We start from the raw sequence: 14,945 nt of genomic DNA on the forward strand, positions 1-14,945 counted from the left end.
GCCTCAGGCAGTCCAGTTCGTCTCCTCCGCCCACTGCCACGCCCGCCGATACGCCACGTCGAACCACGGTGCCTTTGCGTTCTCGTATGCCTCGATCGCCGAGCGGTAGTCGGTGATTCCGGCGGCGGCTTCGGAAGCACGCCGCTTGATCGCGGCGTATTCCGTCGCGACAGCCGCGTCCGCCCGGAGCCAGTCACGGAACAACAGGGCGAACGTCTGGTTTGGCCAACCGTCGACTCGAACATGGACGTTGGCCGGTCGGCCGGGGTCTGCGTTGCCGTGAAAACGCTTGCCCCACACGGCCGGATCGGCCTCACCACCCACTCCGTACGCGGGCTTCGGATCGTCGAAGTCACTGGACTCGACTCCGGGGAACCCGGCGACGCGCAACTGTTCGCCGACCGAATCTGCGTCGGCCAGCGAGCGCACCGTGATCTGGATGTCGAGCACGTCCTTGGCATCGAGTCCGGGTACCGCCGTCGATCCGACGTGGTCGATCCGAACAGCCTTGTCCCCACACGCGAGAGCAAGGCGCGCGATCATTCGCCGCGCCTGGGATTCCCAGGCCGGGTCTGCAGTCACGAGTTCCGGATGCGTCCGGGCGACAATGCCCTCTCTGAGGTTGCGCTCGAAGGGAATCACGCGCTCGTTCCACAAGTTTCGTACCTGATCGTCGACGCTGCCGGGCGCACCCGTGTTGTCTATCCACACATCTGCCGCCGCTCGGCGCGCATCGTCGGTCGCCTGCGCGGCGATGCGCGCGCGGGCATCGGCCTCGGGCATGTTTCGTTGGCCGGTCAGCCGACGTACTCGTTCCTCGGCGTCGACCCAGACGACGACGACCAGATGGAAGAACGGAGCCATCGAGCCTTCGACGAGAAGTGGAATATCGTGCACCACCACGGCATCCGCTGCCGCACCCTCGATGATCTCGGTAGTGCGCTGTCCGACCAATGGATGCACGATGGCGTTGAGCTTCTTTCGCGACTCCTCGTCGCCGAAAGCCTTGGCGGCCAAGGCCGGCCGATCGAGTGACCCGTCGGGTGCCAGTATCTCGGTACCGAAGGTGTCCGTCAGTTGTTGCAGCCCAGGCGTTCCCGGCTCCACCACTTCGCGGGCAAGTACGTCCGAGTCGACGAGCACTCCCCCGAGTTCGGTCAGCACTTTCGCCACGGTCGATTTGCCGGCACCAATTCCGCCGGTCAGTCCCAGTCTCAGCATGCGTCCAGTCTGACACTCGAACACGCCGAAGCCCACCAGCCCCAAATGCACCGGTTTTGCAAGCCTGTCGGTTATCTTCGACGAGCGCGACCTCGATGTGCCGACCCACCGCCAGCGAAAAGGACACCCATGCAAAGCAATCAGATCCAACCGGGTCGGCACCGCCTCGGCATGGATGCAGGCGTTCATTGCATTCTCATTCCAGAAGTTGCCTCGGCGCTGGCCGACCACCGGCGTAACTGGTTCACCAACCTCCTGACCCCTGCCCGCCACAGCTTCGCCACGATGCGTAAGCGCACGGCGAGCGTCGGCCAGTGGAGTCCAGCCACCGCCGCGTAGTTCGCACTCCCCCTCAACCTTGGACCCGGTTCACCAGAACCGGGTCCATTGTCGTTCCCGTTGCACCTGCGTATTCGAACGAGAAAGCCCCGGTTCTCACAGGGAGAACCGGGGCCGAGGTCACACCCTCACGGGTGGACTACTTCTATCAGGCGTTGCCCGACAGCTTCTCGCGAAGTGCAGCGAGCTGCGCATCGCTGGCCAGCGATCCACCGGTCGAGGCGGGAGCCGACGCTGCGGGAGCATCGCCTTCTGCATCGGCGGGAGCCTGACCCGACTCGGAGGAGTAGTTGGTGTTGGCGGCTTCGGCAGCTTCGTCCTTGGCCGTCTTCTCCATCTGAGCGGTGTGCATCTTGTGGCGACGCTCGGCCTCGGCGTAGCGACCTTCCCACTCTTCACGCTGCTTCTCGTAACCTTCGAGCCATTCGTTGGTCTCGGAGTCGAAGCCCTCGGGGAAGATGTAGTTGCCACCCTCGTCGTACGAGTCGGCCATGCCGTACTTGGACGGATCGAACTCTTCTGCGTAGTCCTCGTTGGCCTGCTTGAGGCTCAACGAAATCCGGCGACGCTCGAGATCGATGTCGATGACCTTGACGAGTGCGTCGTCGCCGACACCCACGACCTGGTCCGGAACCTCCACGTGGCGCTCGGCCAGCTCGGAGATGTGCACGAGGCCCTCGATGCCCTCTTCGACGCGAACGAACGCACCGAACGGAACGAGCTTGGTGACCTTGCCGGGCACGATCTGGCCGATCGCGTGGGTGCGAGCGAACTGGCGCCACGGATCTTCCTGCGTTGCCTTGAGCGACAGCGACACACGCTCGCGGTCCAGGTCGACGTCGAGAACCTCGACGGTGACCTCGGTGCCGACCTCGACAACCTCGGACGGGTGATCGATGTGCTTCCAGGACAGCTCGGAGACGTGCACCAGGCCGTCGACGCCACCCAGGTCCACGAAGGCACCGAAGTTGACGATGGAGGACACGACGCCCTTGCGGACCTGGCCCTTCTGCAGCTGGTGCAGGAACTCGCTGCGGACCTCGGACTGGGTCTGCTCGAGCCATGCGCGACGCGACAGGACCACGTTGTTGCGGTTCTTGTCGAGCTCGATGATCTTGGCCTCGATCTCCTTGCCGACGTACGGCTGGAGGTCGCGGACGCGACGCATCTCGACGAGCGAGGCGGGGAGGAAGCCACGGAGACCGATGTCGAGGATGAGTCCACCCTTGACGACCTCGATGACGGTGCCCTTGACGGCCTCGTCCTTCTCCTTGAGCTCCTCGATCGTGCCCCAAGCGCGCTCGTACTGAGCTCGCTTCTTGGACAGGATCAGACGGCCTTCCTTGTCCTCCTTGGTGAGGACGAGTGCTTCGATCTCATCTCCCACGGAGACGACCTCGTTGGGGTCGACATCGTGCTTGATGGAGAGCTCGCGGGAAGGGATGACGCCTTCGGTCTTGTAACCGATGTCGAGTAGAACCTCGTCACGATCGACCTTGACGATGGTGCCCTCGACGATGTCACCATCGTTGAAGTACTTGATCGTGGCGTCGATGGCGGCGAGAAAATCCTCTGCGGAGCCGATATCGTTGACGGCTACCTGCGGTGAGGTTGTGGTTGAGGGCATGTGTTGAGTTGCTCCGGACGGGTTGGGTATCGGTTGATGGATGTTCGGTCGGACTTGTGAAACGTGTGCAGCACGAGCATCTTCCGCGGATCCGTTGCCGGCTCCGCACGCGTCGACGCCGGGCAAACCCGACCTGGGCGCAGCATGAACACACTCGCGTTGAACAGGGTACGCGATGCCGCAGTACCAGCACAAACCCGGTTAGAGTCGGCGTGTGACCAATCCTTCCGCACCGCTGTCCACCCCCGGCCGCGGCCGAATCGATTCGGTCGCGAGCGACCGCGCGAGTCGAACCTGGTGGGATTCGGATGCCGACAACTATCACCGTACGCACGGCGCGTTTCTGGGCGCGTCGACCGAATCCGGAGAGTTCGTCTGGTGCCCGGAGGGACTGCACGAGGGCGACGCGCATCTGCTGGGTGACGTCGCGGGCAAGGACATTCTCGAGGTGGGCTGCGGGAGCGCACCCTGCGCCCGCTGGCTCGGGACTCAGGGGGCGCGCGCCATCGGCCTCGACATCTCGATGGGCATGTTGCAGCGCGGCGTCGACGCGATGACCGCGGGCGGGTCGACGGTTCCGCTGGTGCAGGCCAGTGCCGAGTCCCTACCGTTCGCCGACGAGGGGTTCGACATCGTGTGCTCGGCCTTCGGTGCGGTTCCGTTCGTCGCGGACTCCGCCAACGTGATGAAGGAAGTGGCGCGGGTACTGCGGCCGGGCGGCATCTGGGTGTTCGCGGTCAACCATCCGATGCGCTGGGTGTTCCCCGACGATCCCGGGGTGGGCGGCCTGACCGCGACGATTCCGTACTTCGATCGAACCCCGTACGTCGAGTACGACGCCGACGGGACCCCCAACTACGTCGAGCATCACCGCACGATCGGTGATCGCGTGCGCGAGCTGGTCGCCGCAGGTCTCGAGGTTCGCGACATCGTCGAACCGGATTGGCCGGAGTGGCTCGACCGCGAGTGGGGTCAGTGGAGCCCACTGCGCGGCCAGCTGTTTCCCGGCACCGCGATCTTCAGTAGTCGAAAACCGCGGTGAGTCCGTAGTCGATCAGCGCCGGTGCACCCTGGCTTCGACGGTCTCGGTGAAGGCGCTGGTCGACGCCTGACCGCCGAGGTCCGCTGTCGCGACCCCGGATTCGACGGTGTCGTCTACGGCGTGCCGAATCCGGCCGGCTGCGGCGGCGAGCCGTACGTCCCCGTGCCGATCGGCGAGCCACTCGAGCAGCATCGCGGCCGACAGGAACAGTGCCGTCGGGTTGGCGCGATTCCTGCCTGCGATATCCGGGGCGGATCCATGGGAGGCCTGCGCCATGGCCTGGGTACGCGAAGAGTTGATCGACGGTGCCGTGCCGAGTGACCCGGACAACTCTCCGGTCAGGTCGGAGAGGATGTCCCCGAACATGTTCTCGGCCACGATGACGTCGTAGTCCTCACCGCGTCGAACCAGATGCGCCGCGAGGGCGTCCACGTGCTCTTCGGTGACGTCTACCTGCGGAAACTCCTCGCCGACGGACCGGCAGGCATCGCGAAACAACCCCGTCGTCAACGACAGCACGTTGGTCTTGTGCACGATCGTCACTTTCTTCCGCCGCCGGTCTGCGAGCGAGAAGGCCTCACGAGCGATGCGTTCGCACGCCGAACGGGTGAACACTCCCACCGCGAGCGCTACATCGGGCGTGGGCATGAACTCGCCACTGCCGACGAACATGTTGCGGTCGGCGTAGAAGCCCTCGGTGTTCTCCCGCACCACCACCAGGTCCATCTGCGGCGACATCGCGCGCACTCCAGGAAGTGCCTTGGCCGGACGGATGTTGGCGAACAGATCGAAATGCTTGCGAATTCGTCCGCCCGGAGTCAGCTGAGATCGGAACGGCTCAGGGTACGACGCGCTGTCGTGAGGCCCGAGAATCCACGCCTCGAGCCTGCCGAGCTCGTTCAACGTGTGCTCGGGCATCGGCGTTCCGTGCTCGTCGAGAGCACCCAACCCCAGCGGCAAGTGCTGCCAGTCGACGACGGGACCGTGCACTGCGGCCAGAGCTGCGTCCACCACCCGGATCGTCGCAGGGACGATCTCGTGACCGATGCCGTCGCCGGTCATGGCCCCAATTCGTAAAGTCGGTGCATCTCGTCCGTCCGTCTGCGCCATCATGACTACATGGTGCAGTCCGCCGAACTCCTCCTCGACTCGGGGCTCGATACTGCGGTTCGCCGCGAGTGGGCGGCACTCTCCGATGCCGGCCTGCCGAGCCAGAACCGTCATCGGGGCGAGTCGAATCGACCGCACATCACCGTCTCGGTGGCGTCGTCCATGCCCGCGTCCGTCGATTCCGGTACGGCCGTGCGTTTCGACCCGTTCGATGTTCGTCTCGGCGGCCTCGTCGTATTCGGTGGCCGGACCGCCACCCTGGCCCGTCTGGTCGTGCCGAGCGTCGAACTGCTCGACCTGCATGCTCGGATGCATGCCGCCGTAGGCCCGGGCTCGTTCGACAATGTCGCCATCGGGCATTGGACGCCGCACGTGACGCTGGCCCGGCGGTTGACACCCGACGAAGCCGGTGCCGCGACGCGCCTGCTGTGCCCGCACCTGGACGACCTGATCGGCTCTGCCGTTGCCTTGCGTCGGTGGGACGGCGACAACAAGTGCGAATGGCGCATCGGCTGACCGCCAGGCCTGTCAGAACCGGAAGTCTCCGAATTGGGTCACCTCCGCATGTGTATCCGGCGTGCGGCCGACAGCAACCCACGCATCGAGGGCGAGAAACATCAACACAACCACCAGTACAATTGTCATGCCACCAGCGTCCTACCTGCGCCGACCCAACACGAGTGGCAGTAATGACATGTATCGTCGATTTTCTGCCATACTGCTGTCATGCTGAAGAAGGTGGTCGCAGTACTGCTGCCGTTGACCGAGCAGTTCGAGCTCGGCGTGGCCTGCGAGGTGTTCGGATTCGACCGCTCCGACGAGGGACTGCCCACCTACGACTTCTCGTTGATCGCCGGGGTCCCCGACACGATTCGCACCCGGGTGGGTTACACGATCGATGTGCCCCACGATCTCGACCGGCTCGACAGCGCCGATCTGATCATCGTTCCGGCCGGCGGCACCGAATCGGCCGACGACGGAAGCTACGTGTGCGGCAGTACGTACAGCCCCTCGATCGAGCCACTACTCGACAAACTCCGTGCGGCGGTGGACCGAGGCGCGCTGGTCGCCAGCCTGTGCAACGGCGCGTTCGTACTCGGCGCCGCGGGCCTGCTCGACGGCAGGCGGTGTACGACCCATTGGCGACACTCGGCCTCCCTGGCCGCGAAATACCCGTTGGCCCAGGTCGACCCAAACGTTCTCTACGTGGACGACGGGAATGTACTGACCAGTGCGGGCACCGCGGCCGGTATCGACCTGTGCCTGCACATCGTCCGCAAATACCAAGGCAGTGTCGTGGCCAACGGAATCGCGCGCAGAATGGTCGTTCCGCCACACCGTGACGGCGGCCAGGCGCAGTTCGTCACCAGTCCACTACCGGCGATCCGAACCGAAACGTTGGCACCGTTGCTCGATTGGATGACCGAGAACCTCGATTCGGAACTCACGATCGGCCGACTGGCTGCGCGGGTGAACATGTCGGCTCGTACATTCGCCCGCAAGTTCGCCGCCGAGACCGGCACGACGCCCGCGCGGTGGCTCAACGATCAACGCGTACTGGCTGCGCAGCAGCTCCTCGAGAACTCCGACCTGCCGATGGATTCGATCGCCGAAGTCGTCGGTTTCGGGAATGCTGCAGCCCTGCGCCAGCATTTCGTCAGACTTCGCTGCACGACGCCCAACTCGTACCGCCGAACATTCCGGGCCGCGCCGCAACCCGTGTGACGGACCACGGAGAGGAGTGGGTCCGGGAAGATTCCGGAGAACCTCTGCGTTGAGACGAACAAGAAGCGCAATCAATCGAAAGGGTACGCGTGGCCACTCAGACTTTGACTCAGCAGAATTTCGACGAGATCGTCACCAGCAACGACGTGGTGTTGGTCGACTTCTGGGCCTCCTGGTGCGGTCCGTGCCGCCAGTTCGCGCCGACGTTCGAGAAGTCTTCCGACGCGCACCCGGACATCGTGCACGCCAAGGTCGACACCGAAGCCGAACAGGGCTTGGCCGCTGCAGCGCAGATCCAGTCGATCCCGACGATCATGGCCTTCCGCGAGGGCATCCTGGTCTACGCCCAGCCCGGCGCATTGCCCGCTCCGGCGCTCGAAGACCTCGTCGGCCAGATCAAGGCACTCGACATGGACGTCGTCCGTCAGCAGATCGCCGAGCAGGCACCCGCAGCGGAGTAATTCCCTCACAGCACAAAAACGAAGGGCCGTTCACCGAATCCGGTGAGCGGCCCTTCGCTGTGCCATGGCCCGATTCAGTGAGCTGCGGCATCCCAGCTGCGACCGGTACCGACCGACACCTCGAGGGGCACCGACAATTCGATGGCCGACGACATCTTGTTACGCACCAACGCCTCGACTTCCTCGCGCTCGGAGTCGACGACCTCGAGTACCAGTTCGTCGTGCACCTGCAACAGCATGCGCGACTTCAAGGTCGACTCCGCCAGAGACTTGTGCACGTCGATCATCGCTACCTTGATGATGTCTGCGGCAGTGCCCTGAATCGGAGCGTTGAGTGCCGCGCGCTCGGCGACCTCGCGACGCTGACGATTGTCGCTGTTGAGATCTGGGAGGTAACGACGACGGCCGTACAGCGTCGAGGTGTAGCCCACCTTTCGGGCTTCCTCGACCGCGTTGCGCAGGTAGTCGCGCACGCCGCCGAAGCGAGCGAAGTACGCCTCCATCTGCTGCTTGGCTTCGTCGGTGGAGATCTTCAACTGCGCGGCGAGGCCGAACGCGCTGAGTCCGTAGGCGAGGCCGTACGACATGGCCTTGACTCGACGGCGTAGTTCCGGGGTGACCTCGTCGATCGGTACGCCGAACGCGCGCGAACCGACGAAGCTGTGCAGGTCCTCACCGGTGTTGAACGCTTCGATCAGCCCCTCGTCACCGGATACGTGCGCCATGATGCGCATCTCGATCTGGCTGTAATCGGCGGTGAGCAGGGTGTCGTAGCCGGCACCGACCACAAAGCCGTCGCGGATGTGGCGACCCGCCTCGTTCCGCACCGGGATGTTCTGCAGGTTCGGTTCGGTCGACGACAGTCGTCCGGTGGCCGCGACGGTCTGATTGAACGTGGTGTGAATGCGGCCGTCGTCGGCGACAGACTTGAGCAGGCCGTCCACCGTCACCTTCATCCGTGTGGCATCACGGTGATCGAGCAGGAACTTCAGGAACGGATGCTCGGTCTTCTCGAACAGCCCCTGAAGAGCATCGGCGTCGGTGGTGTACCCGGTCTTGGTCTTCTTGGTCTTGGGCATGTCGAGTTCCTCGAACAGCACCACCTGCAGCTGTTTGGGCGATCCGAGATTTATCTGCTTGTCGATCACGCCGTACGCGGAGTTCGCGGCCTCGTCGACCTGCGCAGCAAAACCCGATTGCAGCGAGCGCAGGTGATCGCCGTCCACTGCGATGCCCGTCGCTTCGATATCGGCAAGCACTGTCAGCAGCGGCAGTTCCATCTCCGAGAGCAGAGTGGTCGACTCGATTGCCGCGAGTTCCGCGTCCAGGGCGTCGGCGAGATCGATGACCGCCCTTGCCTTGAGAATTTCGCCCTCGGCGAATGCCGCGTCAGCGGTGTCCTCGGCGTCGAGAAGCGACATCTGCCCCTCGCCGGCATCTTCGACGCGTAGTTCGCGCTTGAGGTAGCGCAGCGACAAGTCGTCGAGGTTGAAAGACCGCTGACCGGGCCGGACGAGATACGCCGCGAGCGCGGTATCGGTCGTCAACCCACCGAGCGTCCATCCTCGACCACGAACAGCGTGCAGTGCCCACTTCGCCTCGTGCAGAGCTTTGGGTCGATCCGCATCGGCGAACCACGCGGCCAGAGCGCGTTCGTCGGATTCGTCGAGAGCCGTCGTGGTGACGAAGGCGCCCTCGCCGTCTGCTGCCGCGATGGCCACCGAGGTCGCGTCGCTGTCGTACGGCCTGCGCGGTCCGAGGATGGATACCCCGCTACGCCGACCGTCGGACGCGTGCTCGTCCAGCCACGCCGCCAACTCCCCTGGCGCGACGATGCCGCCCCGAACGTCGAACCCTTCTTCTGCCTCGGGCTCGACCGAGGCGAGTGTCTCGAACAGTCGATCCCGCAGGATGCGAAACTCCAGATCGTCGAACAGGGCGTGGATCTTCTCGCGATCCCACGGGGCCAGCTCGAGTTGATCGGGCGTGAAGGGCAACGGCACGTCGCGCACCATCTCGGTGAGCTCGCGGTTGAGCACCACACTCGACAGGTTGGCCCGCAATGCGTCGCCCACCTTGCCCTTAACCTTGTCGACATTGTCGACGAGGGCGGTGAGCGACCCGTATTCGATGATCCACTTGGTCGCCGTCTTCTCCCCGACGCCGGGAATGCCGGGAAGGTTGTCGCTCGGATCTCCGCGCAGAGCTGCGAAGTCCGGGTACTGCGACGGCGTCAGACCGTATTTGGTGGCGACCTCGTCCGGGGTGAATCGCGTCAGGTCCGAGACACCCTTGCGGGGATAGAGCACCGTGACGTTGTCGGTGACCAGCTGCAGTGCGTCACGATCGCCGGTGACCACGAGGACGCGATAGCCCAGCGCCTCGGCTTGCGTGACCAGAGTGGCGATGATGTCGTCGGCTTCGAACCCTGCCTCGGCCATCACGGGAATGCCCATGGCACCGAGCACATCCTTGGTGATGTCCACCTGGCCCGCGAACTCGTCCGGCGTCTTGCTGCGGTTCGCCTTGTATTCGGGGAAGCGCTCGGCCCGGAACGTTTGCCGTGACACGTCGAAGGCGGCGGCGATGTGCGTCGGCTTCTCGTCCCGCAACAGGTTGATCAGCATCGAGGTGAACCCGTACACGGCATTGGTGGACTGACCGCTCGTGGTCTTGAAATTGTCCGCCGGCAACGCGAAGAAGGCACGGAAGGCCATCGAGTGACCGTCGATGAGGAGCAGCGTCGGACGCTCTTCGGCTGACTTCGCATCGGTCCGGGCTGCGGGTGCTGCACTTTTGTCGGTTACTGGGCTCACGGTTGACCAGTCTAGGTAGCGGGTCCGACATCACGTAGCCGGATGCGGGCACCGCGACGCAATCGCCGCGGCACCGATCTCCCGCAGCGCGAAACACAACCGATACTTTCCGGAAATCTCAGTTGCCGATTTTGCGTCGTTTCAACGGATAGAGTCCGACAATTGCAGTAAATCCCCATCCCGTGACTCAACGACAACCGTCCGGAGGACGTGCGTGGCTCCAAATGTTCGATGGACCAGAAAGGTGCAACCACCGAGGTTGCGCGCAAGATCTGCAGTTCGCGTCTTCCAGCGAACACTCCTACTCGCCATCCTGAGTTCCATTGCGGCGCTGCTGTTCAGTGCGCCTGCGTTGGCGCAGGAACCTACCCCCACTCCCCCGGCGGCGCCGGGAACCAGTGCCGAACAGGCATCGCCCGCAGACGCCGTCAGCGTCGCGGGATCGCTCAACAACGGTGGAGAACGCCTCGAAGGTGTCGACGTTGCGGCGCTCGACGCGTCGGGCAGCGAAGTGGCCCGCACCACCAGCGAGACCGGCGGACGCTGGACTCTCGAATTGTCGCCTGGCACATACACATTCCAGGTGGTCCAGGAAACGCTCCCCGACGGGGTGAGCGTGCAGGGCGAGGTCGAGCGCGACGTGCAGGCCGGTCGCTCGAACACCGTCATCTTCTCCTTCGGTGAGGCCAGGACCGCGACCAGCACCCCGTTCTACGAGAAGTTCGTGCGCACCACGGTCGACGGCTTCCGCTTCGGTCTGGTCATCGCGCTCGCGGCGGTCGGTCTGAGCTTGATCTTCGGAACGACGGGCTTGACCAACTTCGCACACGGCGAACTCGTGACGCTCGGAGCCGTCGCGGCGTGGTTCTTCAATGTGAGCCTCGGGATACAACTGATCCCGGCCACCGTGCTGGCGATCATCGTCGGAGTCGCGATCGGCTGGCTCAACAACGCCCTGATCTGGCGGCCGTTGCGTAAACGTCGAACCGGCCTGATCGCTCAGCTGGTGGTCACGATCGGACTCGCCATTGCGCTGCGCTACCTCATCCTGATCTTCTTCTCCGACCGCTCGGAGCCATTCGACGACTACCAGGCTCAGACCGAGAACGACTGGGGCCCGCTGTCGATCACCAACGTCAACCTCGCCTGCATCGTCATCAGCGTCGTCGTCCTCATCGGCGTCGCACTGATGTTGCAGCGCACCAAGATCGGTAAAGCCATGCGTGCGGTGGCCGACAACCGTGATCTGGCTGCCTCGTCGGGTATCAACGTCGAGCGCGTCGTGACGTTCGTGTGGTGCCTCGGTGGCGGCCTGGCCGCCCTCGGCGGCGTGCTGTTCGGGCTCTCCGAACTCGGCGGCCGCGTGCAATGGGAGATGGGCTTCAAACTCCTACTGCTCATGTTCGCCGGAATCACGCTCGGCGGACTCGGCACGGCCTACGGCGCATTCCTCGGTTGCGTCATCGTGGGTCTGCTCGTGCAGTGGTCGACGTTGGTCATCAATCCCGACCTCAAATACATCGGAGGGTTGCTCGTCTTGATTCTCATCCTCGTCGTCCGTCCTCAGGGCATCCTCGGCTCGCGACAAAGGATCGGGTGATCTGCACATGGACATCATCGGCGCACTTCAGATCTCTCTTGCTCAGCTGGTCGGCCCGTCGGCCATCTTCTACGCACTGCTCGCCATCGGCCTGAACCTGCACTTCGGCTACGCCGGCCTGCTCAACTTCGGCCAGATCGGCTTCGCCCTGCTCGGCGGCTACGGCGTCGGCATCACCACGATCACCTACGAGCAGCCACTGTGGCTCGGCATTCTGGTCGGTCTCGCTGCGGCCGGCCTGCTGGCTCTGGTGCTCGGCATTCCGACCCTGCGATTGCGAGCGGATTATCTCGCCATCGTGACGATCGCCGCATCGGAAATCCTGCGACTGGTATTCCGCTCCACGGCAACCGATTCGGTGACCAAATCCACCAACGGCATCACCGGATTCGCAGCTCCGTTCACCAACCTCAGCCCGTTCGAGGGTGGAAAGACGTACAGCTTCATCGGCGTTCGGTTCCTGGGTAACGACCTGTGGGCCATGCTCGTCGGCTGGACGTTGGTACTGCTGCTGTGCGGGGTCGTATACCTGCTGACACACAGCCCGTGGGGTCGCGTTCTCAAGGCGGTTCGTGAAGACGAGGACGCTGCCCGGTCGCTGGGTAAGAACGTGTTCGTCTACAAGATGCAGGCACTCGTTCTCGGCGGCGTGATCGGCGGTATGGGCGGGGTGTTCAACGCACTGCAGACGCAGTCGATCAACCCCGACTTCTATTCGACCGCGCAGACGTTCTTCGCGTTCGGCGCTCTCATTCTCGGTGGTGCCGCAACGGTGTTCGGCCCCGTGATCGGCGCAATGCTGTTCTGGTTCCTGCTGTCCATTCCCGACGCGATTCTGCGGCAACTGATCTCGGGCGACGATCCGGTGCTCAACCTCACCGGTGCCCAGGTCGGTGCCACCCGATTCGTACTCCTGGGAATTCTGATCGCCGTGCTGATGGTGTTCAGACCCCAGGGCATTCTCGGCAACAAGCGAGAGGTTCAACTCAATGCCTGACCCGAGCACCGGTGCCGCCGCAGATGCGACACCGAGCAAGAAAGCCAGCACACCCGAAGCACGTGCGGCCAAAGCACTGTCGAGCGATCAGCGTGCCAGTCTGTTCGCCGGCGTCGCCAACGAGCCCGGGGCAGCCAAACCCGACGCGACATTGGTGGTCGACGGGGTCTCGCGTACCTTCGGCGGCCTCAAGGCCGTCGACGTGGCGCACCTCGAGATCCAGCGCGGATGCATCACCGGTCTGATCGGACCGAACGGCGCGGGTAAGACCACACTGTTCAACCTGCTCACCGGATTCGACCGACCCGACACCGGAACGTGGTCGATGGACGGTCAGGAACTCGGCCGGATGCACCCACATCAGGTGGCACGCAAAGGCGTCGTGCGCACCTTCCAGTTGACGAAGGCACTGTCGAAACTGACTGTGCTGGACAACGTTCGACTGGGGGCGACGGGCCAACGCGGCGAGCGCATGATCAACACGTTCATGCCGTGGACGTGGAAAGCACAGGAGCGTCAGATCACCGAACGCGCCTATGAACTGCTGGGGCGCTTCAAACTCGACGCCAAGGCCGACGATCTGGCCGGCTCGTTGTCGGGTGGCCAGCGCAAACTCCTGGAGATGGCGCGAGCGTTGATGACCGATCCGTCGGTCGTCATGCTCGACGAGCCGATGGCCGGAGTCAATCCCGCTCTCACGCAATCGCTTCTGGGCCACATCAAATCGCTGCGCGACGACGGCATGACAGTGGTGTTCGTCGAACACGACATGGATGTCATCCGCGACATCAGCGACTGGGTGGTGGTAATGGCTCAGGGCAGCATCATCGCCGAGTCCACCCCGGAAGAGCTCTCCAACAACGGTGCCGTCGTCGATGCCTATCTCGGTAGCCATCACGATCAAGCACTCGAATTCGACGCCGACGGCAATCCCGTCGGAGCCACCGCCGAACTGGCCGAGGCATTGAAGCAAGCCGAGGTGGAGGAACTGCAAGCAGGAGGCGATCTTTCGGAACCGGAGTTCGTCAGCCCCGCAGCCACCGACACTGCTGCGGGCGGCTCGCACCGAGCTAAGGAGGACAACTGATGAGCGAACAAACTTTGACGCCGGCCGAGTTCGCGGCCACGCCGGGCGAGCATGCGCGTCTGGCCGAAGAAGCGTTGCTGCGCGCCGACGGTCTGGTTGCCGGGTACATCCCCGGTGTGAACATCCTCAGTGAGTGCAACTTCTTTCTGAACGACGGTGAGATCGTCGGCATCATCGGACCCAACGGTGCCGGCAAGTCGACTCTGCTCAAGACGTTGTTCGGCCTCGTGGCGGTCCGCGAGGGCAGTGTGAAGCTGCGCGGTGACAACATCACCTCCGCCGAGGCGCACGTCCTGGTGACCAAGGGCGTCGGATACGTGCCCCAGACGCAGAACGTGTTCCCATCGCTCACGATCGAGGAAAACCTCGAGATGGGAATCTATCTGCGGCCCAAGAAGTTCGGTGAGCGGTTCGACTTCGTCAGCGAGTTGTTCCCACTGCTCGGCGAACGCAAGAAGGTCAAGGCAGGTGCACTGTCCGGCGGTGAGCGCCAGATGGTGGCGATGGGGCGGGCCCTGATGATGGAACCGTCGGTGCTGCTGCTCGACGAACCGTCGGCAGGCTTGTCGCCGATGTTCCAGGACGAGGTCTTCATCCGCTGCAAGAAGATCAACGCGGCGGGCGTCTCGATCATCATGGTCGAGCAGAACGCCCGCCGCTGCCTGCAGATCTGCGACCGCGGCTATGTTCTCGATCAAGGTCGCAACGCCTACACCGATACCGGGCCGGCGTTGATGAACGATCCCAAGGTGATCGAACTCTACCTCGGCACTCTCGCGGGAAGCAAAGAAAAGAAGGCCTGACCCTCTCGACAAGAAGCCCCGACTCGACATAGTTCGAGTCGGGGCTTTCTCGTACCTGCGCCATAGGTACCGAACGTGGTGTCTTCGAACGACTCCGGGCCCGAGTCCTGATGTCAG

The 14,945-nt window shown here is 63.8% G+C and carries 13 protein-coding genes; 9 read left to right on the plus strand and 4 right to left on the minus strand.

Annotation, left to right across the window (positions count from 1 at the left end; all coding sequences use genetic code 11):
• Positions 1–3: 3 nt before the first annotated feature.
• Complete coding sequence (gene coaE / locus J1M81_RS12390) at positions 4–1,221, minus strand: dephospho-CoA kinase (protein ID WP_206498127.1); 1,218 nt, start codon at positions 1,219–1,221, stop codon at positions 4–6.
• A 129-nt stretch (positions 1,222–1,350) separates the two neighbouring features.
• On the opposite strand from coaE, the gene J1M81_RS12395 reads away from it, so the two are divergent.
• The gene (locus tag J1M81_RS12395; RefSeq protein ID WP_027497254.1) at positions 1,351–1,560 is read left to right on the plus strand and encodes a hypothetical protein; all 210 of its coding nucleotides are present in this window, start codon (positions 1,351–1,353) and stop codon (positions 1,558–1,560) included.
• A 148-nt stretch (positions 1,561–1,708) separates the two neighbouring features.
• Here J1M81_RS12395 and rpsA read toward each other — a convergent pair whose 3' ends face one another.
• Positions 1,709–3,187, minus strand: a complete 1,479-nt coding sequence (rpsA, locus tag J1M81_RS12400) for a 30S ribosomal protein S1 (RefSeq protein ID WP_027497255.1) — start codon at positions 3,185–3,187, stop codon at positions 1,709–1,711.
• A 214-nt stretch (positions 3,188–3,401) separates the two neighbouring features.
• On the opposite strand from rpsA, the gene J1M81_RS12405 reads away from it, so the two are divergent.
• Positions 3,402–4,229 carry a class I SAM-dependent methyltransferase gene (locus J1M81_RS12405; protein ID WP_094621180.1) on the plus strand — a complete coding sequence of 276 codons (828 nt, stop codon included), beginning with the start codon at positions 3,402–3,404 and terminating at the stop codon, positions 4,227–4,229.
• Positions 4,230–4,241: 12 nt separating this feature from the next.
• Here the strand turns inward: J1M81_RS12405 and J1M81_RS12410 are convergent, their stop codons facing one another.
• Positions 4,242–5,339, minus strand: a complete 1,098-nt coding sequence (locus J1M81_RS12410) for an isocitrate/isopropylmalate dehydrogenase family protein (RefSeq protein WP_094621226.1) — start codon at positions 5,337–5,339, stop codon at positions 4,242–4,244.
• Between the two features lie 9 nt (positions 5,340–5,348).
• Here J1M81_RS12410 and J1M81_RS12415 point away from each other — a divergent pair, with 9 nt between their 5' ends.
• The 3 genes from J1M81_RS12415 (at position 5,349) to trxA (ending at position 7,525) form a co-directional block, all read left to right on the plus strand.
• Complete coding sequence (locus J1M81_RS12415; protein WP_027497258.1) at positions 5,349–5,855, plus strand: 2'-5' RNA ligase family protein; 507 nt, start codon at positions 5,349–5,351, stop codon at positions 5,853–5,855.
• A 210-nt stretch (positions 5,856–6,065) separates the two neighbouring features.
• The gene (locus tag J1M81_RS12420) at positions 6,066–7,064 is read left to right on the plus strand and encodes a helix-turn-helix domain-containing protein (RefSeq protein ID WP_027497259.1); all 999 of its coding nucleotides are present in this window, start codon (positions 6,066–6,068) and stop codon (positions 7,062–7,064) included.
• Between the two features lie 89 nt (positions 7,065–7,153).
• Positions 7,154–7,525: a thioredoxin gene (gene trxA, locus J1M81_RS12425; protein ID WP_027497260.1), complete on the plus strand. Its 372-nt coding sequence runs from the start codon at positions 7,154–7,156 to the stop codon at positions 7,523–7,525.
• 74 nt (positions 7,526–7,599) lie between these two features.
• On the opposite strand, the gene polA is transcribed toward trxA, so the two are convergent.
• On the minus strand, positions 7,600–10,341 hold the full coding sequence (gene polA / locus J1M81_RS12430) for a DNA polymerase I (protein WP_032374320.1): 2,742 nt from the start codon (positions 10,339–10,341) through the stop codon (positions 7,600–7,602).
• Between the two features lie 259 nt (positions 10,342–10,600).
• Here polA and J1M81_RS12435 point away from each other — a divergent pair, with 259 nt between their 5' ends.
• The 4 genes from J1M81_RS12435 to J1M81_RS12450 are packed head-to-tail and all read left to right on the plus strand — an operon-like array spanning position 10,601 to position 14,828.
• Positions 10,601–11,941, plus strand: coding sequence for a branched-chain amino acid ABC transporter permease (locus J1M81_RS12435; RefSeq protein WP_206498128.1), 1,341 nt, complete (start codon positions 10,601–10,603; stop codon positions 11,939–11,941).
• Positions 11,942–11,948: 7 nt separating this feature from the next.
• Positions 11,949–12,938 carry a branched-chain amino acid ABC transporter permease gene (locus J1M81_RS12440; RefSeq protein WP_027497263.1) on the plus strand — a complete coding sequence of 330 codons (990 nt, stop codon included), beginning with the start codon at positions 11,949–11,951 and terminating at the stop codon, positions 12,936–12,938.
• The gene (locus tag J1M81_RS12445; RefSeq protein ID WP_032400014.1) at positions 12,931–14,025 is read left to right on the plus strand and encodes an ABC transporter ATP-binding protein; all 1,095 of its coding nucleotides are present in this window, start codon (positions 12,931–12,933) and stop codon (positions 14,023–14,025) included. The genes J1M81_RS12440 and J1M81_RS12445 overlap by 8 nt, the downstream gene beginning before the upstream one ends.
• Positions 14,025–14,828, plus strand: a complete 804-nt coding sequence (locus tag J1M81_RS12450) for an ABC transporter ATP-binding protein (protein WP_032400013.1) — start codon at positions 14,025–14,027, stop codon at positions 14,826–14,828. Before J1M81_RS12445 ends, J1M81_RS12450 begins: the two co-directional genes overlap by 1 nt.
• Positions 14,829–14,945: the final 117 nt, after the last annotated feature.

This window comes from Rhodococcus sp. KRD175 (assembly GCF_017168275.1).
Classification (GTDB): domain Bacteria; phylum Actinomycetota; class Actinomycetes; order Mycobacteriales; family Mycobacteriaceae; genus Rhodococcoides; species Rhodococcoides fascians.

Excerpts from the sequence above, each read along its gene's own strand:
- coaE (WP_206498127.1), bottom strand. The coding sequence starts at position 1,221 with ATGCTGAGACTGGGACTGACCGGCGGAATTGGTGCCGGCAAATCGACC.
- J1M81_RS12395 (WP_027497254.1), top strand. The coding sequence starts at position 1,351 with ATGCAAAGCAATCAGATCCAACCGGGTCGGCACCGCCTCGGCATGGAT.
- rpsA (WP_027497255.1), bottom strand. The coding sequence starts at position 3,187 with ATGCCCTCAACCACAACCTCACCGCAGGTAGCCGTCAACGATATCGGC.
- J1M81_RS12410 (WP_094621226.1), bottom strand. The coding sequence starts at position 5,339 with ATGGCGCAGACGGACGGACGAGATGCACCGACTTTACGAATTGGGGCC.
- J1M81_RS12415 (WP_027497258.1), top strand. The coding sequence starts at position 5,349 with ATGGTGCAGTCCGCCGAACTCCTCCTCGACTCGGGGCTCGATACTGCG.
- J1M81_RS12420 (WP_027497259.1), top strand. The coding sequence starts at position 6,066 with ATGCTGAAGAAGGTGGTCGCAGTACTGCTGCCGTTGACCGAGCAGTTC.
- J1M81_RS12440 (WP_027497263.1), top strand. The coding sequence starts at position 11,949 with ATGGACATCATCGGCGCACTTCAGATCTCTCTTGCTCAGCTGGTCGGC.
- J1M81_RS12445 (WP_032400014.1), top strand. The coding sequence starts at position 12,931 with ATGCCTGACCCGAGCACCGGTGCCGCCGCAGATGCGACACCGAGCAAG.
- J1M81_RS12450 (WP_032400013.1), top strand. The coding sequence starts at position 14,025 with ATGAGCGAACAAACTTTGACGCCGGCCGAGTTCGCGGCCACGCCGGGC.